The organism is Photobacterium sp. DNB23_23_1 (assembly GCF_052873815.1).
On the sequence record NZ_JBNNXT010000049.1, the window covers coordinates 24,276 to 38,109 of the forward strand.

Here is a 13,834-nt window from a genome sequence, read left to right on the forward strand (position 1 = left end):
TGGTAAAATATTGACCTACATCAAATTGGTTAGACAGGCTTATGATTCCAGACAAACTAACAACCAAACGAATCCAATCAGGCGGATGTGCTATCCACTGTCAGGATTGCAGCATCAGTCAGTTGTGTATTCCATTTACGTTGAATGAGTCTGAGCTAGATCAGCTGGATCAAATTATCGAACGCAAGAAGCCCATTCAGAAAGGCCAAGAGCTATTCAAAGCTGGAGATGAGCTGAAATCACTATACGCAATTCGTTCGGGTACAATCAAAAGCTACACCATCACTGAACAAGGTGACGAGCAGATCACAGCTTTCCACCTGGCTGGCGATTTAGTAGGTTTTGATGCCATTAATGAAATGATGCATCCGAGCTTTGCCCAGTCTCTGGAAACATCGATGGTATGTGAAATCCCGTTTGAAATTCTGGATGATCTGTCAGGGAAAATGCCAAAACTTCGTCAGCAAATCATGCGCCTGATGAGTAACGAAATTAAAGGGGATCAGGAAATGATTTTGCTGCTCTCCAAAAAGAATGCGGAAGAACGCTTGGCTGCCTTCCTATACAATTTGTCTCTACGTTTTTCACAGCGTGGCTTTTCTCCTCGTGAGTTCCGCCTGACAATGACCCGTGGTGATATCGGTAACTACTTAGGCCTGACGGTTGAAACGATCAGCCGCTTACTCGGACGTTTCCAAAAGTCTGAAATGCTCAGTGTAAAAGGGAAGTACATTACTATCCTTAATCACGAAGAGTTAGCAAAACTTGCAGGTGTAAACAAAAACACTATCGCTTAAAAGAATTGCCTAAGTGAATGTTTATAAAGAGTGATACGCGAGCCGTATCACTTTTTTTATATTAATTTTCTCCCTCCACTCCCCTATTTCTTCCCTTTACGTTACAGTTATTAGTATCCAAAGACGCTTTTTCGTTACGTTACAAGCAAGCACCCGATTTGGGTTAAATTACTCTGAATGTTTCTCTGCCCAAAAGTGACAGATCGATATCATTCCTTTGAGGGAACAGAGACTGGTTTAGACGCCAACACGGTTTGTGTAAGGGGGCCGTTATGACCAAGTACAGCAATATACTCGTTGTTGTCGATCCTGAGCAGGATCATCAACCAGCATTGTCTCGCGCTATACATCTTGCTCGTCGTTCCGACGATGTAAAAATCACCCTTTTCCTCGCTATTTATGACTTCTCATACGAGATGACCTCGATGCTTTCAGCAGACGAGCGACAAGCCATGCGCCGAGGTGTCGTTATGCAGCGTGAAGAGTGGCTAAAAGATATCATTCGTCCATATACTGACGACGGTTTTAACATACAGCTTACTGTTGTATGGCATAACCGCCCGTATGAAGCCATCATTGCAGAAGTCTTTAGCAATCATCATGATCTGCTGATCAAGGCGACACATGATCACGATAAAATCGGCTCTGTGATATTCACCCCAACAGATTGGCACTTACTGCGTAAATGCCCTTGTCCGGTTCTGATGGTAAAAGATCATAGTTGGCCCGAAAACGGAAAAGTCCTTGCCAGTGTTAACCTTGCTGCCGATGACGAAACCCATGATAAGCTCAATGATTCCATTGTAAATGAAGCGAAAACGGTAGCTGATTTGCTTGGAGCAGAGGTTAACCTTGTCAATGCCTATCCAGCGACACCGGTTAACATCACGATAGAACTTCCGGAGTTCGACCCTGCCTCCTATACCGATGCGGTAAGGGGCCACCACTTGAAATCAATGAAAGCGCTGCGTCATAAACACGGCTTACCTGAAGAGCAAACCCATGTGCTTGAAGGGTTACCAGAGGATATCATTCCTCAGGTTGCTCAAGATATCGATGCCGAGCTGGTTATTTTGGGAACAACGGGGCGTACAGGCTTATCCGCTGTATTTATTGGTAATACAGCTGAGCACACAATCGATAGCTTGAATTGTGATTTACTGGCTTTGAAGCCTGATGGTTATGTCAGCCCGTTAAGCCCTAACATTTAGCAACGCAATACGGGTAAAGAAAAAGCCTCGAAAGAGGCTTTATTTGTTGAATCGTCTGCTTCTTACCGCAACTCAATAGGCTGAACGGGCTGTACTTGATTGCTGCCTGGTTTTTCTTCGGCATTCGCGAGTTTTTTCAACAAGGCTGTCAGGTACAACTCATTTCTGATCTTATCGCAGTACGCATGGCTTATGTTTCGTCGATTCCACTCACTAGCGATGGCGACCCGTGTATGCGTAGCCTTTCGCCCAAAGGCATAAGTCTCACATATTTCAAGATTACTCATTTGTTGAGGCGTCTTCGTTACTGTACTACTGCGCATACCCAACTCTTGTGATTGCGAAGACGAGCAGCCAGCTAATACGGTCAAACTCAGTGCAACAAATATTGTTTTGATAGGCAATGTACGGCGAACCATGTTCAGTATAAGCATAATATTGATTTATAATGATTTGTTGTCTTTCACCATTATAACTGATTACGATTCACATCCTATCAATATTCACTTTTGCCGTGACTCTCATACAAGGTTTTCTTTTCAACATAAGAAAAGGGCCGACGCTTTCGCATCAGCCCCTCTAACGGAGTCGATTCGGGTGTTAGTCAGCAGTATTATAGTGATAATCAAATACTGAGTTGCTAGAGTCTTGTACTCGGGCATCACCAACATGTCCTGCAGGCATTGAAGCATCACCTGAAGTGGTTAGCTGAGCTTCCAGTACACTCATTGTCGGTGTAGTCGCCTGCTTAATCAAATGAGCCGTCGGAGCAGTGCGCTCACCCGCCGTTGATAGGTGGTAATCCAGTATGTCATTTGCCATAACTTGTGAAGACAGAACCAAAGCGCCGATGATAACGAAAGCTGATTTTTTCATAACCTACCTCTATGTGTATTATCAGTACCCTCTGTCCCTGAGAGTGTTGAGAAAGTTTCAGTGAGGTTTTAGAACTCCCTCACTTGATGTACACATAATATGATGCCAGTTGCCTAAAAACCATGGCAGGAATGGATTAGCGAAATACCAATAACGCATCTCTGAACGTTAGCTTAATGCAAATTTGCCATTCCAAGATTACTCATCAGGCCGAGATAACTTAAGTTGCCTGATTTCTTGTTCAAGCCACTGATACTTTTCTGTGTTCCAATGCCGCTGATTATATGCAATGACAATATCCATAATATCACGCCGACCAGTATTCTCTTTCTCATCCATTTCGACAAATTGAAATTTATTATGATCGATGACCTGGTATAGCTCACGAGGAGCTATGAATAGCATGTCTTCACTTTTTAGGGCTTGAAGAATGGGTATGGAGTGCTGACTACGGAAGGCTGGCTTTGCATTCAAGCTCACATACTTTTTAACTAATTCAATTTGCTCGTTAAAGCCCGGCACCACCATCCCTGCCCAACGATAATTATCTAGCTCTTCAATAGGGATTGATTTTTGCTCATCCACTAACCCCCGACGACAGATAAACCCAAACTGGCTCTTCGCAATGTTCTTTTGATAGATGGCCTTGGGGGTTAGTAACGGTTGATAGGTGATAGCTAAATCACAACTACCATCTTGCAATTGCGACACCGTACTTGACCCAAAACTGTATAACTCGAGTTCTACTTTCGGGCAGTGGTGATTGAAAAGCCGATAGATCTCCGTACCGTAGCTCTCAATTAAAAAACCATTAAGCGCGATTCGAAAACGGCCTTCCATCTCGGAAGGATCAAACTCCCTGCTTTCTAATGCTCTATCGAGTTGTGAATAGATACCTGGCAAAACGGCGGCCAGCTCTTCTGCACGTGGGGTTAATTTTAAACCACGGTTATGGCGAACAAACAGTTGGTCACCTAACGCTTCGCGTAATCGTGCTAATGCTCGACTCACCGCTGGTTGGCTGGTCTCTAGTTTATCGGCAGCACGGTGAGTATTAGGTTCCTCTAATAGAACAAGGAGCACTTTCAGTAAATTTAAATCGAGCTTGAGAATATTCATCGTAGTTACTCCACGTGCTTTATAATTTTCAAAGCTAATCCTTTGATAATAAATAAACACTTAAATAAGTAAAAGGCAATGATTAGTTTATCGGCCGTAAGAGTCAGCTGAATTTAAACAGGTACTTAAAGATATTCTTGCTGATAGCCTTTTTCCATCAAATAGAACCTAAACCTAAGCTGAAAGTTGCTAGAAAAGACCGTATGCTATATTCAAAAATCACTCGCTTCCTATTAAAATACACCGTTTTGTAAATCAGACAGTGCTCACCCTTTCGAGAGTTAGCATATATCAAATAAGTGACTTTGATACATATTTTCATCATGTATTCAACGGCATGACTTTAGGTGAGTAATGAAAAAAGCAATATTTTTAGGTATAGCCATTTTAGCACTCAGTGGCTGTAACAGTGATGATGTCGATCCGCAAGCGAGCGAGCAATATTGTGCCTCTGTCAAGCTGTCTGATAATCAATACAAAATTGATAAAATTAAGTCTGACTATCACAGAGAGAACATAGAACTAGATGGAGACTATTGTGAAAACTACGATAAGTACGTTTTCAGTAAAGTAGAATCTGCAGATGGGGAAGCTAATTTCACCTACGATGCCCCTTTTTTAGTCTCTGAATTTGACGATACTTTCTATACTATCGGTATGGGAAAGGAATATGGAGCAAATGATGAAATTTTTTCGTTAATTGTCTCCTCGGACCTAAACCTTGATAATCTTGATGCAAGAATTAAATTACTAGTCAATACCCCTATTTTACCAGGCATATTCGGAAAATATTCTTATTTCGATAAAAGCCTTGCTCAAATTATTGAACATACAGAAGATATTGACTGGGTAAATGTTGATTTTGATAATTTTAACTGGATTGATTTTATAATAAATAATCTCCGAGATATAATTGCACTTCAAGATGAAAAATTTGACACCATCGATGATGCTATTGCCTTTGATCCACATTTTTCTACATCGATAAATGCAGAAGAGTTATCCGACATATACAATAACACTCTCAACTTTTAACTAAAAAAGGCGACCACAAGGTCGCCTTTTTTATGCATATGACATGCGTGACGTTAAACGTTAGTCACGTCAATAAACATTGATTCATCGATATTACTTGATGAAACTGTTGCCTCACTAAACGCGTACTCTTCCCTTTCACCTTCACGATCCAGTGGAAGATTAACGAAATCAAACAAGTTTTTATCAGCCAACTGACTTGGGCTGACATTCTGGATTGATTTAAAAATACTTTCTACGCGCCCTGGTGCCTTCTTATCCCAATCGGTCAGCATTGCTTTAATCGATTGGCGCTGCAAGTTTTCTTGAGAACCACACAAGTTGCAAGGAATAATTGGAAATTCCTTATGCTCTGCGTATTTAATCAGATCTTTTTCACGGCAGTAAGTCAGTGGACGAATAACCACGTTTCGTCCATCGTCAGAACGTAGTTTTGGTGGCATCGCTTTAAGGCGAGAGCCATGGAACATGTTCAAGAACATTGTCTCTACGATGTCATCCATATGGTGCCCAAGAGCCAGTTTAGTCGCGCCAATTTTTTCAGCAAACGAGTACAGCGTACCACGACGCAAACGAGAACATAGGCCGCATGTAGTTTTGCCTTCTGGGATTTTCTCTTTAACTACAGAGTAAGTATCTTTATCTACGATGTAGTAAGGAATATTGAGGCTCTCAAAGTAATCCGGCAGGATATGGTCTGGGAAGCCAGGCTGCTTCTGGTCTAGGTTAACAGCGACAACGTCAAACTTGATTGGTGCTGCTTTTTGAAGATTCAATAGGATATCTAACATCGCAAATGAATCCTTGCCACCACTTATGCATGCCATTACAACATCATTTTCTTCAATCATGTTGTAGTCGATAATGGCATTACCAACATTTCTTCTAAGGCGCTTATGAAGTTTGTTGAATTCAAGTGTTTCTTTTCTAGTATCTGTATGATTCATTGCGATTTCTCACACTGTCGGCAATGCCGACGGTTGATTTCCTGATTGGATTTTCGTAAGGCGAGGATTATACGGATTTTTCAAGCCAGTTGAAATATTTCTCTATGATAAAAGAAAGCCACATCCTATGATGCGGCTTTCTCCGTTTAGCTTTCCGTTCCTAAGATATTCAATTACTTAAACAAACCGATGAAGAATAGTTTAATGTAGTCGATCAAGCGGCTAAAGAAGCCACCTTCTTCTACTGACTCTAGCGCAACCAGCGGTACTTCAGATACATCCTCACCATCGACTTGGTAGAAGATCTTACCAACAATTTCGCCCTCGCTAATCGGTGCCGTTAGCTCAGAGTTTAGCTCTATCGTTGCATTCATTTTGCTGACATCACCACGTGACAATGTCACGTAGGTGTCTTCTATCGTACCCAGTGAAATAGAATCGGCGTTACCCATCCACACTTTTTCGTTAATGAGTTCATCGCCTTTCTTATGAGGTGATACGGTCTGGAAAAATCTGAAACCGTAGTTTAGCAGCTGCTTACTTTCAGCCTCACGAGCTTTTGGACTGCTCGACCCCATAACCACTGAGATCAAACGCATGTCACCTTCAGTTGCAGAACTGGCTAGGCTATAACCAGCACCGCTGGTATAACCGGTTTTCATACCGTCTACATTCATGCTTCGGTCAGCAAGTAGACCGTTACGATTGCGCTGGGTAATATCGTTGTAGGTAAACGAACGCTCGCTGTAAATAGAATAGATATTAGGTAAATCATTAATTAATGCGCGACCTAGCAGTGCTATATCGTAAGGCGTAGAGTAAAGCTTATCGCTATCAAGGCCATGAGGATTTGAAAACGAACTGTTGTTCATGTTGAGTTTTTTGGCCCAAGAATTCATCAGGCTAACAAACGCCCCTTCCGACCCTGCAACATGTTCAGCAATCGCCACACTGGCATCATTACCAGATTGAACAATCAAGCCTCGATATAAATCCATCATGTTCACCTCGGTATTCACCTCAATGAACATTTTTGATGAATCAGGGAAATTACGAGCCCAAGCATTACGGCTGATCACGACAAGATCATCTTCGTTAATATTACCGCTTTTCATTTCCTGGCCAGCAACATAGCTGGTCATCAATTTGGTTAGGCTTGCAGGGTTAAGTTGCTCGTGGGCATTCTTCTCAACCAATACTTGACCAGTATAGTAATCCATCAAGATATAACCCTTGGCACCAAGAATGGGGGCATCAGGGATGACTGTAGGCGCAGCAAAGGCAGAGGCCGAAAGACAAAGTGTACCTGCAATTAAAGTGCGAAAAGTGTGTTTCAGTTGTGTTTTCATTATTCTCGCCATCGATGGTGTTGTTGGGGGCAGTATATCGAACCCAAGAATGAAATCTTGTAAGCTTTACGAAGTCTTACGTTATTGTAACATCCGTTACAACTGGATGTTTAAGTTGGTGTATTTTTAACCCAAGATATCGGATTTCAAACAACATATCCTGCTCAACGTCTTGCATTTCGATGCTTATCGCTTCTGATCGTCTATGTAATCCAGTATCAATGCATAGCGTATGTATTAAAATGCCGTTAAGATAACGTAAAATAACATTTTCTCAGGCTGAGATGCGTCAAAATAAAGGAATGATAATGACTTTCTACCAAAAATTAGTACACCATCATAAAAAGATTTCTCGGCTTGAACACCTTGAAGCTATTTGTGGCTGGGATCAGGCAGCAATGATGCCTGAGGGGGGGAACACAGCCCGTTCAGAAGCATTGGCCGAGCTCGCCGTTATTAAGCATGAACTATCAACTGCCCCGTATCTGTCTGGTTGGTTTGAACAAGCAAACAGCGAGCAATTAGAAGCTGATGATGTGACAAGCCTTCTTGAAATGCAGCGAAGCTGGCAGCAAGCCAATATTGTGCCCGCAGAACTCGTAGAGAAGAAATCCCTAGCCTGCTCTAAATGTGAACATGCTTGGCGAACACAGCGTGAAAAAAACGACTGGCAAGGATTTAGCCAGAACCTAAAAGAAGTGGTTGAATTAGCAAGACAAGAAGCACAAATCCGTGCTGAGGCCACTGGTTTAAGCCGCTATGACGCCTTGCTTGATTTGTACGAACCGGGAATGACCACCCATGAACTTGATAAATTATTCAGTGAGGTCAAAAGTTGGCTGCCTGATCTCATTCTTCAAATTATGGAGCGTCAAAGCCAGGATATTAGTATCCAACCTGTCGGTCCCTTTCCGGTAGAACAACAGCAAAGTTTAAGTCATGCATTAATGACTAAGTTTGGCTTTGATTTCAACCATGGCCGACTTGATAAGAGTATGCACCCTTTCTGCGGTGGTGTACCAACTGATGTTCGTATTACCACCCGTTATGATGAAGCTGACTTTACCTCCGCGCTAATGGGAGTGATTCATGAAACGGGCCATGCTCGTTATGAGCAGAGTTTACCTGAAAAGTGGGCAGGATTACCCGTAGGTAAAGCGCGATCAATGGGCATCCATGAATCACAAAGCCTATTTTTTGAAATGCAGCTATCAAGAAACGAGTTGTTCATCGAAACCTTGGCGCCGATGGCGGCCGAAACATTCCAGCGTAGTGATGACCCAGCCTTGTCAGCTGAAAACCTTACCTTGCTAAATACCCGAGTTAAACCCGGACATATCCGTGTCGATGCCGATGAAGCAACCTACCCGGCTCATGTCATTCTACGCTATGAAATCGAGCGGGATTTGATTGAAGGTAAGATTGAAGTCGAAGATATCCCTGAATTATGGGATAAAAAAATGTCTGAATACTTGGGGGTTTCAACCAAAGGGAACTTTATCGATGGCTGCATGCAGGACATTCATTGGACCTTCGGTGCCTTTGGTTATTTCCCGTCCTACACCTTAGGTGCGATGTATGCAGCCCAGTTTATGGTGTCGATTAATAAAGAGATGAATGTTGATAACCTTGTGCGTGAGCGTAATTTACAACCTATTTTTAACTGGTTAGATCGCCATGTTTGGAAACGCGCTTCGACGGTCTCAACCGATCAACTATTAATTGATGCCACTGGCGAAAGACTTAATGCACAGTTCTTCAAACAACACCTAGAGCAACGTTATTTGAAGTAACTCGCTCAACTTAGCTTTATCCGGATACGAATTAACGCGTTTTAATTATAAAGCCGCTAAATATGAGCGGCTTTTTTTAAGAAGGTAATTTGTGCCCTTATGGTAGTAAGTTGTGATGATGCGTACTTTAGTCGCGCTTCTAGCCTGTCGTAGTCTAATTTGACGTGCTTTATCCCTTGTAGCCTCTCAAGCGATTTTGTCTCTCGATAAAATGAAGTACTCTTAATTATCTTATATTCTGCAACTTTTAGGCTCACTTTTAGTTCTTCAACTTCCAGTTTCCACTCGTTAGCCTCAGCTTTTAGATGATGTAAAGTTCCGTGGATACCGTTTGATGATGCTTCTGATACGTTATTCATAATGTACATAACTGTTTCTCATCGCTGACTGATGGCCATATATTAACAGTACAAAAAAAACACCACTTACCATTTCCTGCCACTCCCTGGATTCATTATCCACCTTAATCTCAAGTAGCTTCAAGTGACTTGGGTATATACTCATAGCATTATCACTGTCGGAGGTATGTCATGAAATTCACAGCAGGCGATCTAGATTACAAAGGCGAAGAGTCTGGTGTTCATAATTGGATCACTAAACAAGGAAAAAGCTTTTATTGGCACCCTGATTGGCTTCACATTGCAGAAGACCAGACGGGCATGCATGTGAAACAACAACTGGAAGTTGCTGAAAATCAAAAAGGTACAAAAGACCATGCCGTTCTTGCGATTTTAAAACACCTTAATGACTGGATGGTAGATGAAATAGACAAACACCCAGATGTTAAAAATCAACCAAAGTTGTAGCACTCATCAGAAAAGGCACTGGTTCAGACCCCAGTGCCAAATGCAGTTCAGACTAAATTCAATTCAAGTACAGAATTGATTGAATCACCGTTCCATTTGTAAGTGAAATGGCGACTTTGACATACCTTACTCACCAACACTGGCTTGTATAATACATAGCAGTCATAGCCCTGGTGGCGAACTGACTGGTAAACAATACCGTCACCTTTTGCCGTTTTCACATCCACCGCCAGCGCTTGCGAATGAGTATAATTGGTTGGATGATATAGCGTAGAGTCAAGTAAATGCTGCTCACGTAAATCAACCAACTCGGCGTTAAACCAAGCGTCAATACACCGCATCTGGATATCTTGTGCTGGCTCATTAGTGTAACCCATCACTCGCTCTATATGGTGCACAGTCTCTTTAATTGCGGTATTCACTTCAGGTGAAGCATAATAGCCACCGAAGTCTGCGGCATTGAATCTAGCCCCATCAGGGTTCACATGGGTAAACGCTGCCATGATATAGCTACAATGGGGAATACCGACTAACCTTTCTTCCGGCGGAATACGGCCAAAATCACCGGTTTCTTCAGCCAAACGGGGGTTGGTTATCGCCTCGATGGCAAAAATAGCTTCAAGCTGTTCAGGCTCGGCCACATCTTCATACAAGTTGATTGGTGGGTATTTGGAAGGGATCAATCGATAGCAAAGCTGTTCAGAAAAAGACACCACCCCCAACTCATCCAGTTCTATGTCCATTTATGATTGCCCGCCGCGCCATGCATTAAGTCGGGTTGCGACTTGAAATAAATCCACCACTTTACCTTCACACATAACGTCCATCGCCGAGCGGCCAGCAAAAAAAGGATGGCTGTTTGGCTTTTGTACCCAGTTATAAACACTCTCATCGGCGGTAAACATAATTCGCAGGCACTTATGAATATTCAGTATATAACTCATTCTTTCCAAAAGATCTTTTGAGACCTTGGCAGATTCAGGGTGAGACCGGTATTTGTTAAGCGTCGATCGGTTACTCAAACCAAGCAGCGCCATTTGCTGGTTTTGACTGCATGACCATTTATCAAGGATATTGAATACCACAGGCAATACGGTATTACCCGCCTGTGTCTGCTGTTGAGATTGATTGACCTGGGCTGCACTCATTTCGCCACTCCACCTGTACATATATAGACAAAGCTAGCATATGGGATTAAAAATAACCATAAATGGACAAACAAAATATAAATACCCAGCAAATGCTGGGTATCTAGTGGTACGCTAAATCTGGCTGCTTACCAATAAAGATTATGACTGAGTGCTTTTTGCCGTGTTCTCAGCAAGCTTCACAATCACTTTAACGGCTTGCTCCATACCTTCAATGGTGATGAACTCATGAATACCATGGAAGTTATAACCGCCTGTAAAGATATTCGGGCAAGGTAGCCCCATGAATGACAAACGGGCGCCATCAGTACCACCACGGATCGGTTTGATATCTGGTTTTACATCGCACTCAATCATCGCTTGTTTAGCTAGTTCGATAATGTGAGGATGAGGCTCAACCATTTCACGCATGTTGTTGTAGCTGTCGGTTAATACCAGCTCTACACTCCCTTTCGGTAGCTGACTATTCAGCTCATCAACTTTAGCCTGCATAAAGGCCTTACGGCGCTCTAAACCTTCAGTATCAAAGTCTCTGATAATGTAGCCAAGTTCGGTACGTGCAACAGCTGGCTCCATGGATTTGAGGTGATAAAAACCCTCGTAGCCTTCAGTGCATTCTGGTGTTTCTTCTGCTGGCATCATTAATTGAAATTGTGCAGCGATGTTCATGGCGTTAACCATTTTATTCTTGGCTGTACCTGGGTGGACGTTCACACCGTGACAAATAACATCGGCTGACGTCGCATTGAAATTTTCATATTCCAACTCACCAACTGGGCCACCATCAATGGTGTATGCCCATTGAGCACCAAAACTCTCAACATCAAACAAGTTAGCCCCACGGCCAATCTCTTCATCCGGCGTAAAGCCAATACAGATATCGCCATGTTTGATTTCAGGGTTGGCTTTCAAATAAGCGACGGCTGTAATAATTTCAGCAATACCGGCTTTGTTGTCGGCACCTAGCAAAGTCGTGCCATCAGTTGTGATCAGGTTGTGGCCGTGCAGCTTATTGAGATCTGGATAATGAACGGGTGATAGCACTTCATCCCCAATGCCTAGAGCAATATCCCCCCCCTGATAGTTCTCAACAATCTGAGGCCTTACATCTTTACCTGATGCATCAGGTGCTGTGTCCATATGAGCGATAAAACCAATCGCCGGCACTTCATGGCTGACATTCGCAGGCAGGCAAGCTGTCAGGTAGCCATTGTCATCCAAAGTGACGTCTGAAAGGCCAAGTTCAACCAATTCATCTTTCAGTTGCTGAGCTAATACGCGCTGCCCTTCAGTACTTGGGCAGTGGGCATTGGCAGGGTTAGATTGAGTTTCAAAGCTCACGTATCGTAAAAAACGCTCAATTAAGTTATCCATGTCCCACTCATTTAGTTCAATTAGATTAATACACCGAGCAAGTATCCCGATAGGAGCAGTTAAATGAATTGCGATGAATCAGTTTTTTGTGCATTAAATGCAGTTCGTTTAGAGCGCCGACCACTTTTTTTAAAGAAAACCGCACTAGTTGCAGAGTTATTGTTTAAATACCCAACAATTTGACCAGCAGCGCTAGCGAAAAACCGCTCACAAAAAAGTCATCAAGCTTGTAATATTATAAGGATGTTTCGTTTAGCCCTGTTAAACACCTCGGTGAATCCGAATATAAAGTGTGTGGAAATGTAAAATGTTGATCGTCCACTATAGAAATCACATCTTATTTAGCTGCCATTCAGTATGTGTGACATTGGTTGAAAAAATTTTTTCAATTAGTGCATAAGATGAATTTAACCAAGGAGGTCTTATGCTTACCAATCTATTTCTACCGCATCAATCAATTGATAAAACCGTGGATGTTCAAATTCCAGTTATGAATGAGAGTATTCCAGCCAAACTAAAATTGAGATATCAGAAAGGCCAGTTGAAAGCAAATTTACACCTGTGCAATAAAGATGGAAATGGAAAGCTAGATTTGTTCTATCCTCGTATTGCTTCAGAGTTCAAGCGTCAAGCACAACTTAATTTTTCTCAATGTTGTCGCTCTCGTTACTTACCCAACTCTCTTTTAGACTCTCAAGTGTCAAAATGGTGCAATGACAATGCCAAGCTCTATATCTCATACGAAACTCTTAGAGGTCTAAAAGTGACCGAACACAAGAAAGGAGGTATCAGAATCAAAGCAGCTAATAGTGATTTATATGTTTAACCATCCCTCTATTCAAACACGAAAAAGCCCGGAAATATTCCCGGGCTTTATATATTCCATTTAATTACTCTCTAACGTGAATATATCTCACCACTTAAAGTACAAATTCCTCGATTTAAAGCAGAATATCAGAGCTGAGAGATCGAAGGCGTAACTTTTACCGCAAGTTGATAAGAACCAACGACTCCACTGTCGACGAACGATGACAGCATGTTCACCATCATCGAAATGTACGATCGCCCCTTCAACATCAACATTCCTTTAGCCCAAACCTATTTGTATTATTATTGGATCACTTCGCCTTGACCTGTTCTATACCTCGGCTTAGCCGAAGATAAAGTGTGTAAAAATGTAAAAGGTTGATCACCCACTATAGAACTCACATCTTATTTAGCTGCTATTCAGTATGTGTGACATTGGTTTAAACTTTTCTCTCAAATAGTACATAAGATGAATTTAAACCAAGGAGTTCTTATGCCCGAATTCAACTCCGAAGTGCGACACCCTCTAATATCAAGCAGCCATAACCATCGTTTTAAAGACGACAGATGGC

16 protein-coding genes are annotated in these 13,834 nt (G+C 42.2%); 6 read left to right on the plus strand and 10 right to left on the minus strand.

The annotated features are described in order from the left end of the window. Nucleotides 1–41 precede the first annotated feature (41 nt). On the plus strand, nucleotides 42–797 hold the full coding sequence (locus ACVA53_RS21845; RefSeq protein WP_255043987.1) for an FNR family transcription factor: 756 nt from the start codon (nucleotides 42–44) through the stop codon (nucleotides 795–797). Nucleotides 798–1,069: 272 nt separating this feature from the next. Then, entirely contained in the window at nucleotides 1,070–2,008 is a 939-nt protein-coding gene (gene uspE / locus ACVA53_RS21850) for a universal stress protein UspE (protein WP_255043988.1), read from the plus strand. A gap of 62 nt (nucleotides 2,009–2,070) precedes the next feature. Here uspE and ACVA53_RS21855 read toward each other — a convergent pair whose 3' ends face one another. The 3 genes from ACVA53_RS21855 to ACVA53_RS21865 all read right to left on the minus strand — a co-directional run bounded on the left by ACVA53_RS21855 (nucleotide 2,071) and on the right by ACVA53_RS21865 (nucleotide 4,003). Further along, nucleotides 2,071–2,442: a hypothetical protein gene (locus tag ACVA53_RS21855; RefSeq protein ID WP_255043989.1), complete on the minus strand. Its 372-nt coding sequence runs from the start codon at nucleotides 2,440–2,442 to the stop codon at nucleotides 2,071–2,073. 166 nt (nucleotides 2,443–2,608) lie between these two features. Next, entirely contained in the window at nucleotides 2,609–2,884 is a 276-nt protein-coding gene (locus ACVA53_RS21860; protein WP_255043990.1) for a hypothetical protein, read from the minus strand. A 198-nt stretch (nucleotides 2,885–3,082) separates the two neighbouring features. Further along, the gene (locus ACVA53_RS21865) at nucleotides 3,083–4,003 is read right to left on the minus strand and encodes a LysR family transcriptional regulator (protein ID WP_255043991.1); all 921 of its coding nucleotides are present in this window, start codon (nucleotides 4,001–4,003) and stop codon (nucleotides 3,083–3,085) included. A gap of 354 nt (nucleotides 4,004–4,357) precedes the next feature. On the opposite strand from ACVA53_RS21865, the gene ACVA53_RS21870 reads away from it, so the two are divergent. Continuing rightward, nucleotides 4,358–5,038, plus strand: a complete 681-nt coding sequence (locus ACVA53_RS21870; RefSeq protein ID WP_446506250.1) for a hypothetical protein — start codon at nucleotides 4,358–4,360, stop codon at nucleotides 5,036–5,038. A 53-nt stretch (nucleotides 5,039–5,091) separates the two neighbouring features. Here ACVA53_RS21870 and ttcA read toward each other — a convergent pair whose 3' ends face one another. Continuing rightward, nucleotides 5,092–5,985 (minus strand): tRNA 2-thiocytidine(32) synthetase TtcA, encoded by an 894-nt coding sequence (ttcA, locus tag ACVA53_RS21875; RefSeq protein ID WP_255043993.1) that lies wholly within the window; start codon nucleotides 5,983–5,985, stop codon nucleotides 5,092–5,094. A 173-nt stretch (nucleotides 5,986–6,158) separates the two neighbouring features. Continuing rightward, nucleotides 6,159–7,334 carry a D-alanyl-D-alanine carboxypeptidase family protein gene (locus ACVA53_RS21880; RefSeq protein WP_255043593.1) on the minus strand — a complete coding sequence of 392 codons (1,176 nt, stop codon included), beginning with the start codon at nucleotides 7,332–7,334 and terminating at the stop codon, nucleotides 6,159–6,161. A gap of 308 nt (nucleotides 7,335–7,642) precedes the next feature. Here ACVA53_RS21880 and ACVA53_RS21885 point away from each other — a divergent pair, with 308 nt between their 5' ends. Continuing rightward, nucleotides 7,643–9,127 (plus strand): carboxypeptidase M32, encoded by a 1,485-nt coding sequence (locus ACVA53_RS21885; protein WP_255043592.1) that lies wholly within the window; start codon nucleotides 7,643–7,645, stop codon nucleotides 9,125–9,127. A 56-nt stretch (nucleotides 9,128–9,183) separates the two neighbouring features. Here ACVA53_RS21885 and ACVA53_RS21890 read toward each other — a convergent pair whose 3' ends face one another. Beyond that, the gene (locus tag ACVA53_RS21890) at nucleotides 9,184–9,495 is read right to left on the minus strand and encodes a hypothetical protein (RefSeq protein WP_255043591.1); all 312 of its coding nucleotides are present in this window, start codon (nucleotides 9,493–9,495) and stop codon (nucleotides 9,184–9,186) included. Between the two features lie 162 nt (nucleotides 9,496–9,657). Here ACVA53_RS21890 and ACVA53_RS21895 point away from each other — a divergent pair, with 162 nt between their 5' ends. After that, complete coding sequence (locus ACVA53_RS21895) at nucleotides 9,658–9,933, plus strand: hypothetical protein (RefSeq protein WP_255043590.1); 276 nt, start codon at nucleotides 9,658–9,660, stop codon at nucleotides 9,931–9,933. A gap of 47 nt (nucleotides 9,934–9,980) precedes the next feature. Here ACVA53_RS21895 and ACVA53_RS21900 read toward each other — a convergent pair whose 3' ends face one another. The 3 genes from ACVA53_RS21900 to pepT form a co-directional block, all read right to left on the minus strand. Continuing rightward, nucleotides 9,981–10,676 (minus strand): RES family NAD+ phosphorylase, encoded by a 696-nt coding sequence (locus ACVA53_RS21900; RefSeq protein WP_255043589.1) that lies wholly within the window; start codon nucleotides 10,674–10,676, stop codon nucleotides 9,981–9,983. Beyond that, on the minus strand, nucleotides 10,677–11,081 hold the full coding sequence (locus ACVA53_RS21905) for an MbcA/ParS/Xre antitoxin family protein (RefSeq protein WP_446506251.1): 405 nt from the start codon (nucleotides 11,079–11,081) through the stop codon (nucleotides 10,677–10,679). 141 nt (nucleotides 11,082–11,222) lie between these two features. Beyond that, a complete protein-coding gene (gene pepT / locus ACVA53_RS21910) occupies nucleotides 11,223–12,455 on the minus strand; it encodes a peptidase T (protein WP_255043587.1) in 1,233 nt (410 codons plus the stop codon). A 424-nt stretch (nucleotides 12,456–12,879) separates the two neighbouring features. On the opposite strand from pepT, the gene ACVA53_RS21915 reads away from it, so the two are divergent. Further along, the gene (locus ACVA53_RS21915; RefSeq protein WP_255043586.1) at nucleotides 12,880–13,281 is read left to right on the plus strand and encodes a hypothetical protein; all 402 of its coding nucleotides are present in this window, start codon (nucleotides 12,880–12,882) and stop codon (nucleotides 13,279–13,281) included. A 128-nt stretch (nucleotides 13,282–13,409) separates the two neighbouring features. On the opposite strand, the gene ACVA53_RS21920 is transcribed toward ACVA53_RS21915, so the two are convergent. Further along, nucleotides 13,410–13,532 carry a hypothetical protein gene (locus ACVA53_RS21920; protein WP_446506252.1) on the minus strand — a complete coding sequence of 41 codons (123 nt, stop codon included), beginning with the start codon at nucleotides 13,530–13,532 and terminating at the stop codon, nucleotides 13,410–13,412. Between the last annotated feature and the right edge of the window lie 302 nt (nucleotides 13,533–13,834).

Excerpts from the sequence above, each read along its gene's own strand:
- ACVA53_RS21905 (WP_446506251.1), bottom strand. The coding sequence starts at position 11,081 with ATGAGTGCAGCCCAGGTCAATCAATCTCAACAGCAGACACAGGCGGGT.
- ACVA53_RS21860 (WP_255043990.1), bottom strand. The coding sequence starts at position 2,884 with ATGAAAAAATCAGCTTTCGTTATCATCGGCGCTTTGGTTCTGTCTTCA.
- ACVA53_RS21915 (WP_255043586.1), top strand. The coding sequence starts at position 12,880 with ATGCTTACCAATCTATTTCTACCGCATCAATCAATTGATAAAACCGTG.
- ACVA53_RS21920 (WP_446506252.1), bottom strand. The coding sequence starts at position 13,532 with ATGTTGAAGGGGCGATCGTACATTTCGATGATGGTGAACATGCTGTCA.
- uspE (WP_255043988.1), top strand. The coding sequence starts at position 1,070 with ATGACCAAGTACAGCAATATACTCGTTGTTGTCGATCCTGAGCAGGAT.
- ACVA53_RS21900 (WP_255043589.1), bottom strand. The coding sequence starts at position 10,676 with ATGGACATAGAACTGGATGAGTTGGGGGTGGTGTCTTTTTCTGAACAG.
- ACVA53_RS21865 (WP_255043991.1), bottom strand. The coding sequence starts at position 4,003 with ATGAATATTCTCAAGCTCGATTTAAATTTACTGAAAGTGCTCCTTGTT.
- ACVA53_RS21895 (WP_255043590.1), top strand. The coding sequence starts at position 9,658 with ATGAAATTCACAGCAGGCGATCTAGATTACAAAGGCGAAGAGTCTGGT.
- ACVA53_RS21855 (WP_255043989.1), bottom strand. The coding sequence starts at position 2,442 with ATGCTTATACTGAACATGGTTCGCCGTACATTGCCTATCAAAACAATA.
- ACVA53_RS21845 (WP_255043987.1), top strand. The coding sequence starts at position 42 with ATGATTCCAGACAAACTAACAACCAAACGAATCCAATCAGGCGGATGT.
- ACVA53_RS21880 (WP_255043593.1), bottom strand. The coding sequence starts at position 7,334 with ATGAAAACACAACTGAAACACACTTTTCGCACTTTAATTGCAGGTACA.
- ACVA53_RS21870 (WP_446506250.1), top strand. The coding sequence starts at position 4,358 with ATGAAAAAAGCAATATTTTTAGGTATAGCCATTTTAGCACTCAGTGGC.
- ACVA53_RS21885 (WP_255043592.1), top strand. The coding sequence starts at position 7,643 with ATGACTTTCTACCAAAAATTAGTACACCATCATAAAAAGATTTCTCGG.
- pepT (WP_255043587.1), bottom strand. The coding sequence starts at position 12,455 with ATGGATAACTTAATTGAGCGTTTTTTACGATACGTGAGCTTTGAAACT.
- ACVA53_RS21890 (WP_255043591.1), bottom strand. The coding sequence starts at position 9,495 with ATGTACATTATGAATAACGTATCAGAAGCATCATCAAACGGTATCCAC.
- ttcA (WP_255043993.1), bottom strand. The coding sequence starts at position 5,985 with ATGAATCATACAGATACTAGAAAAGAAACACTTGAATTCAACAAACTT.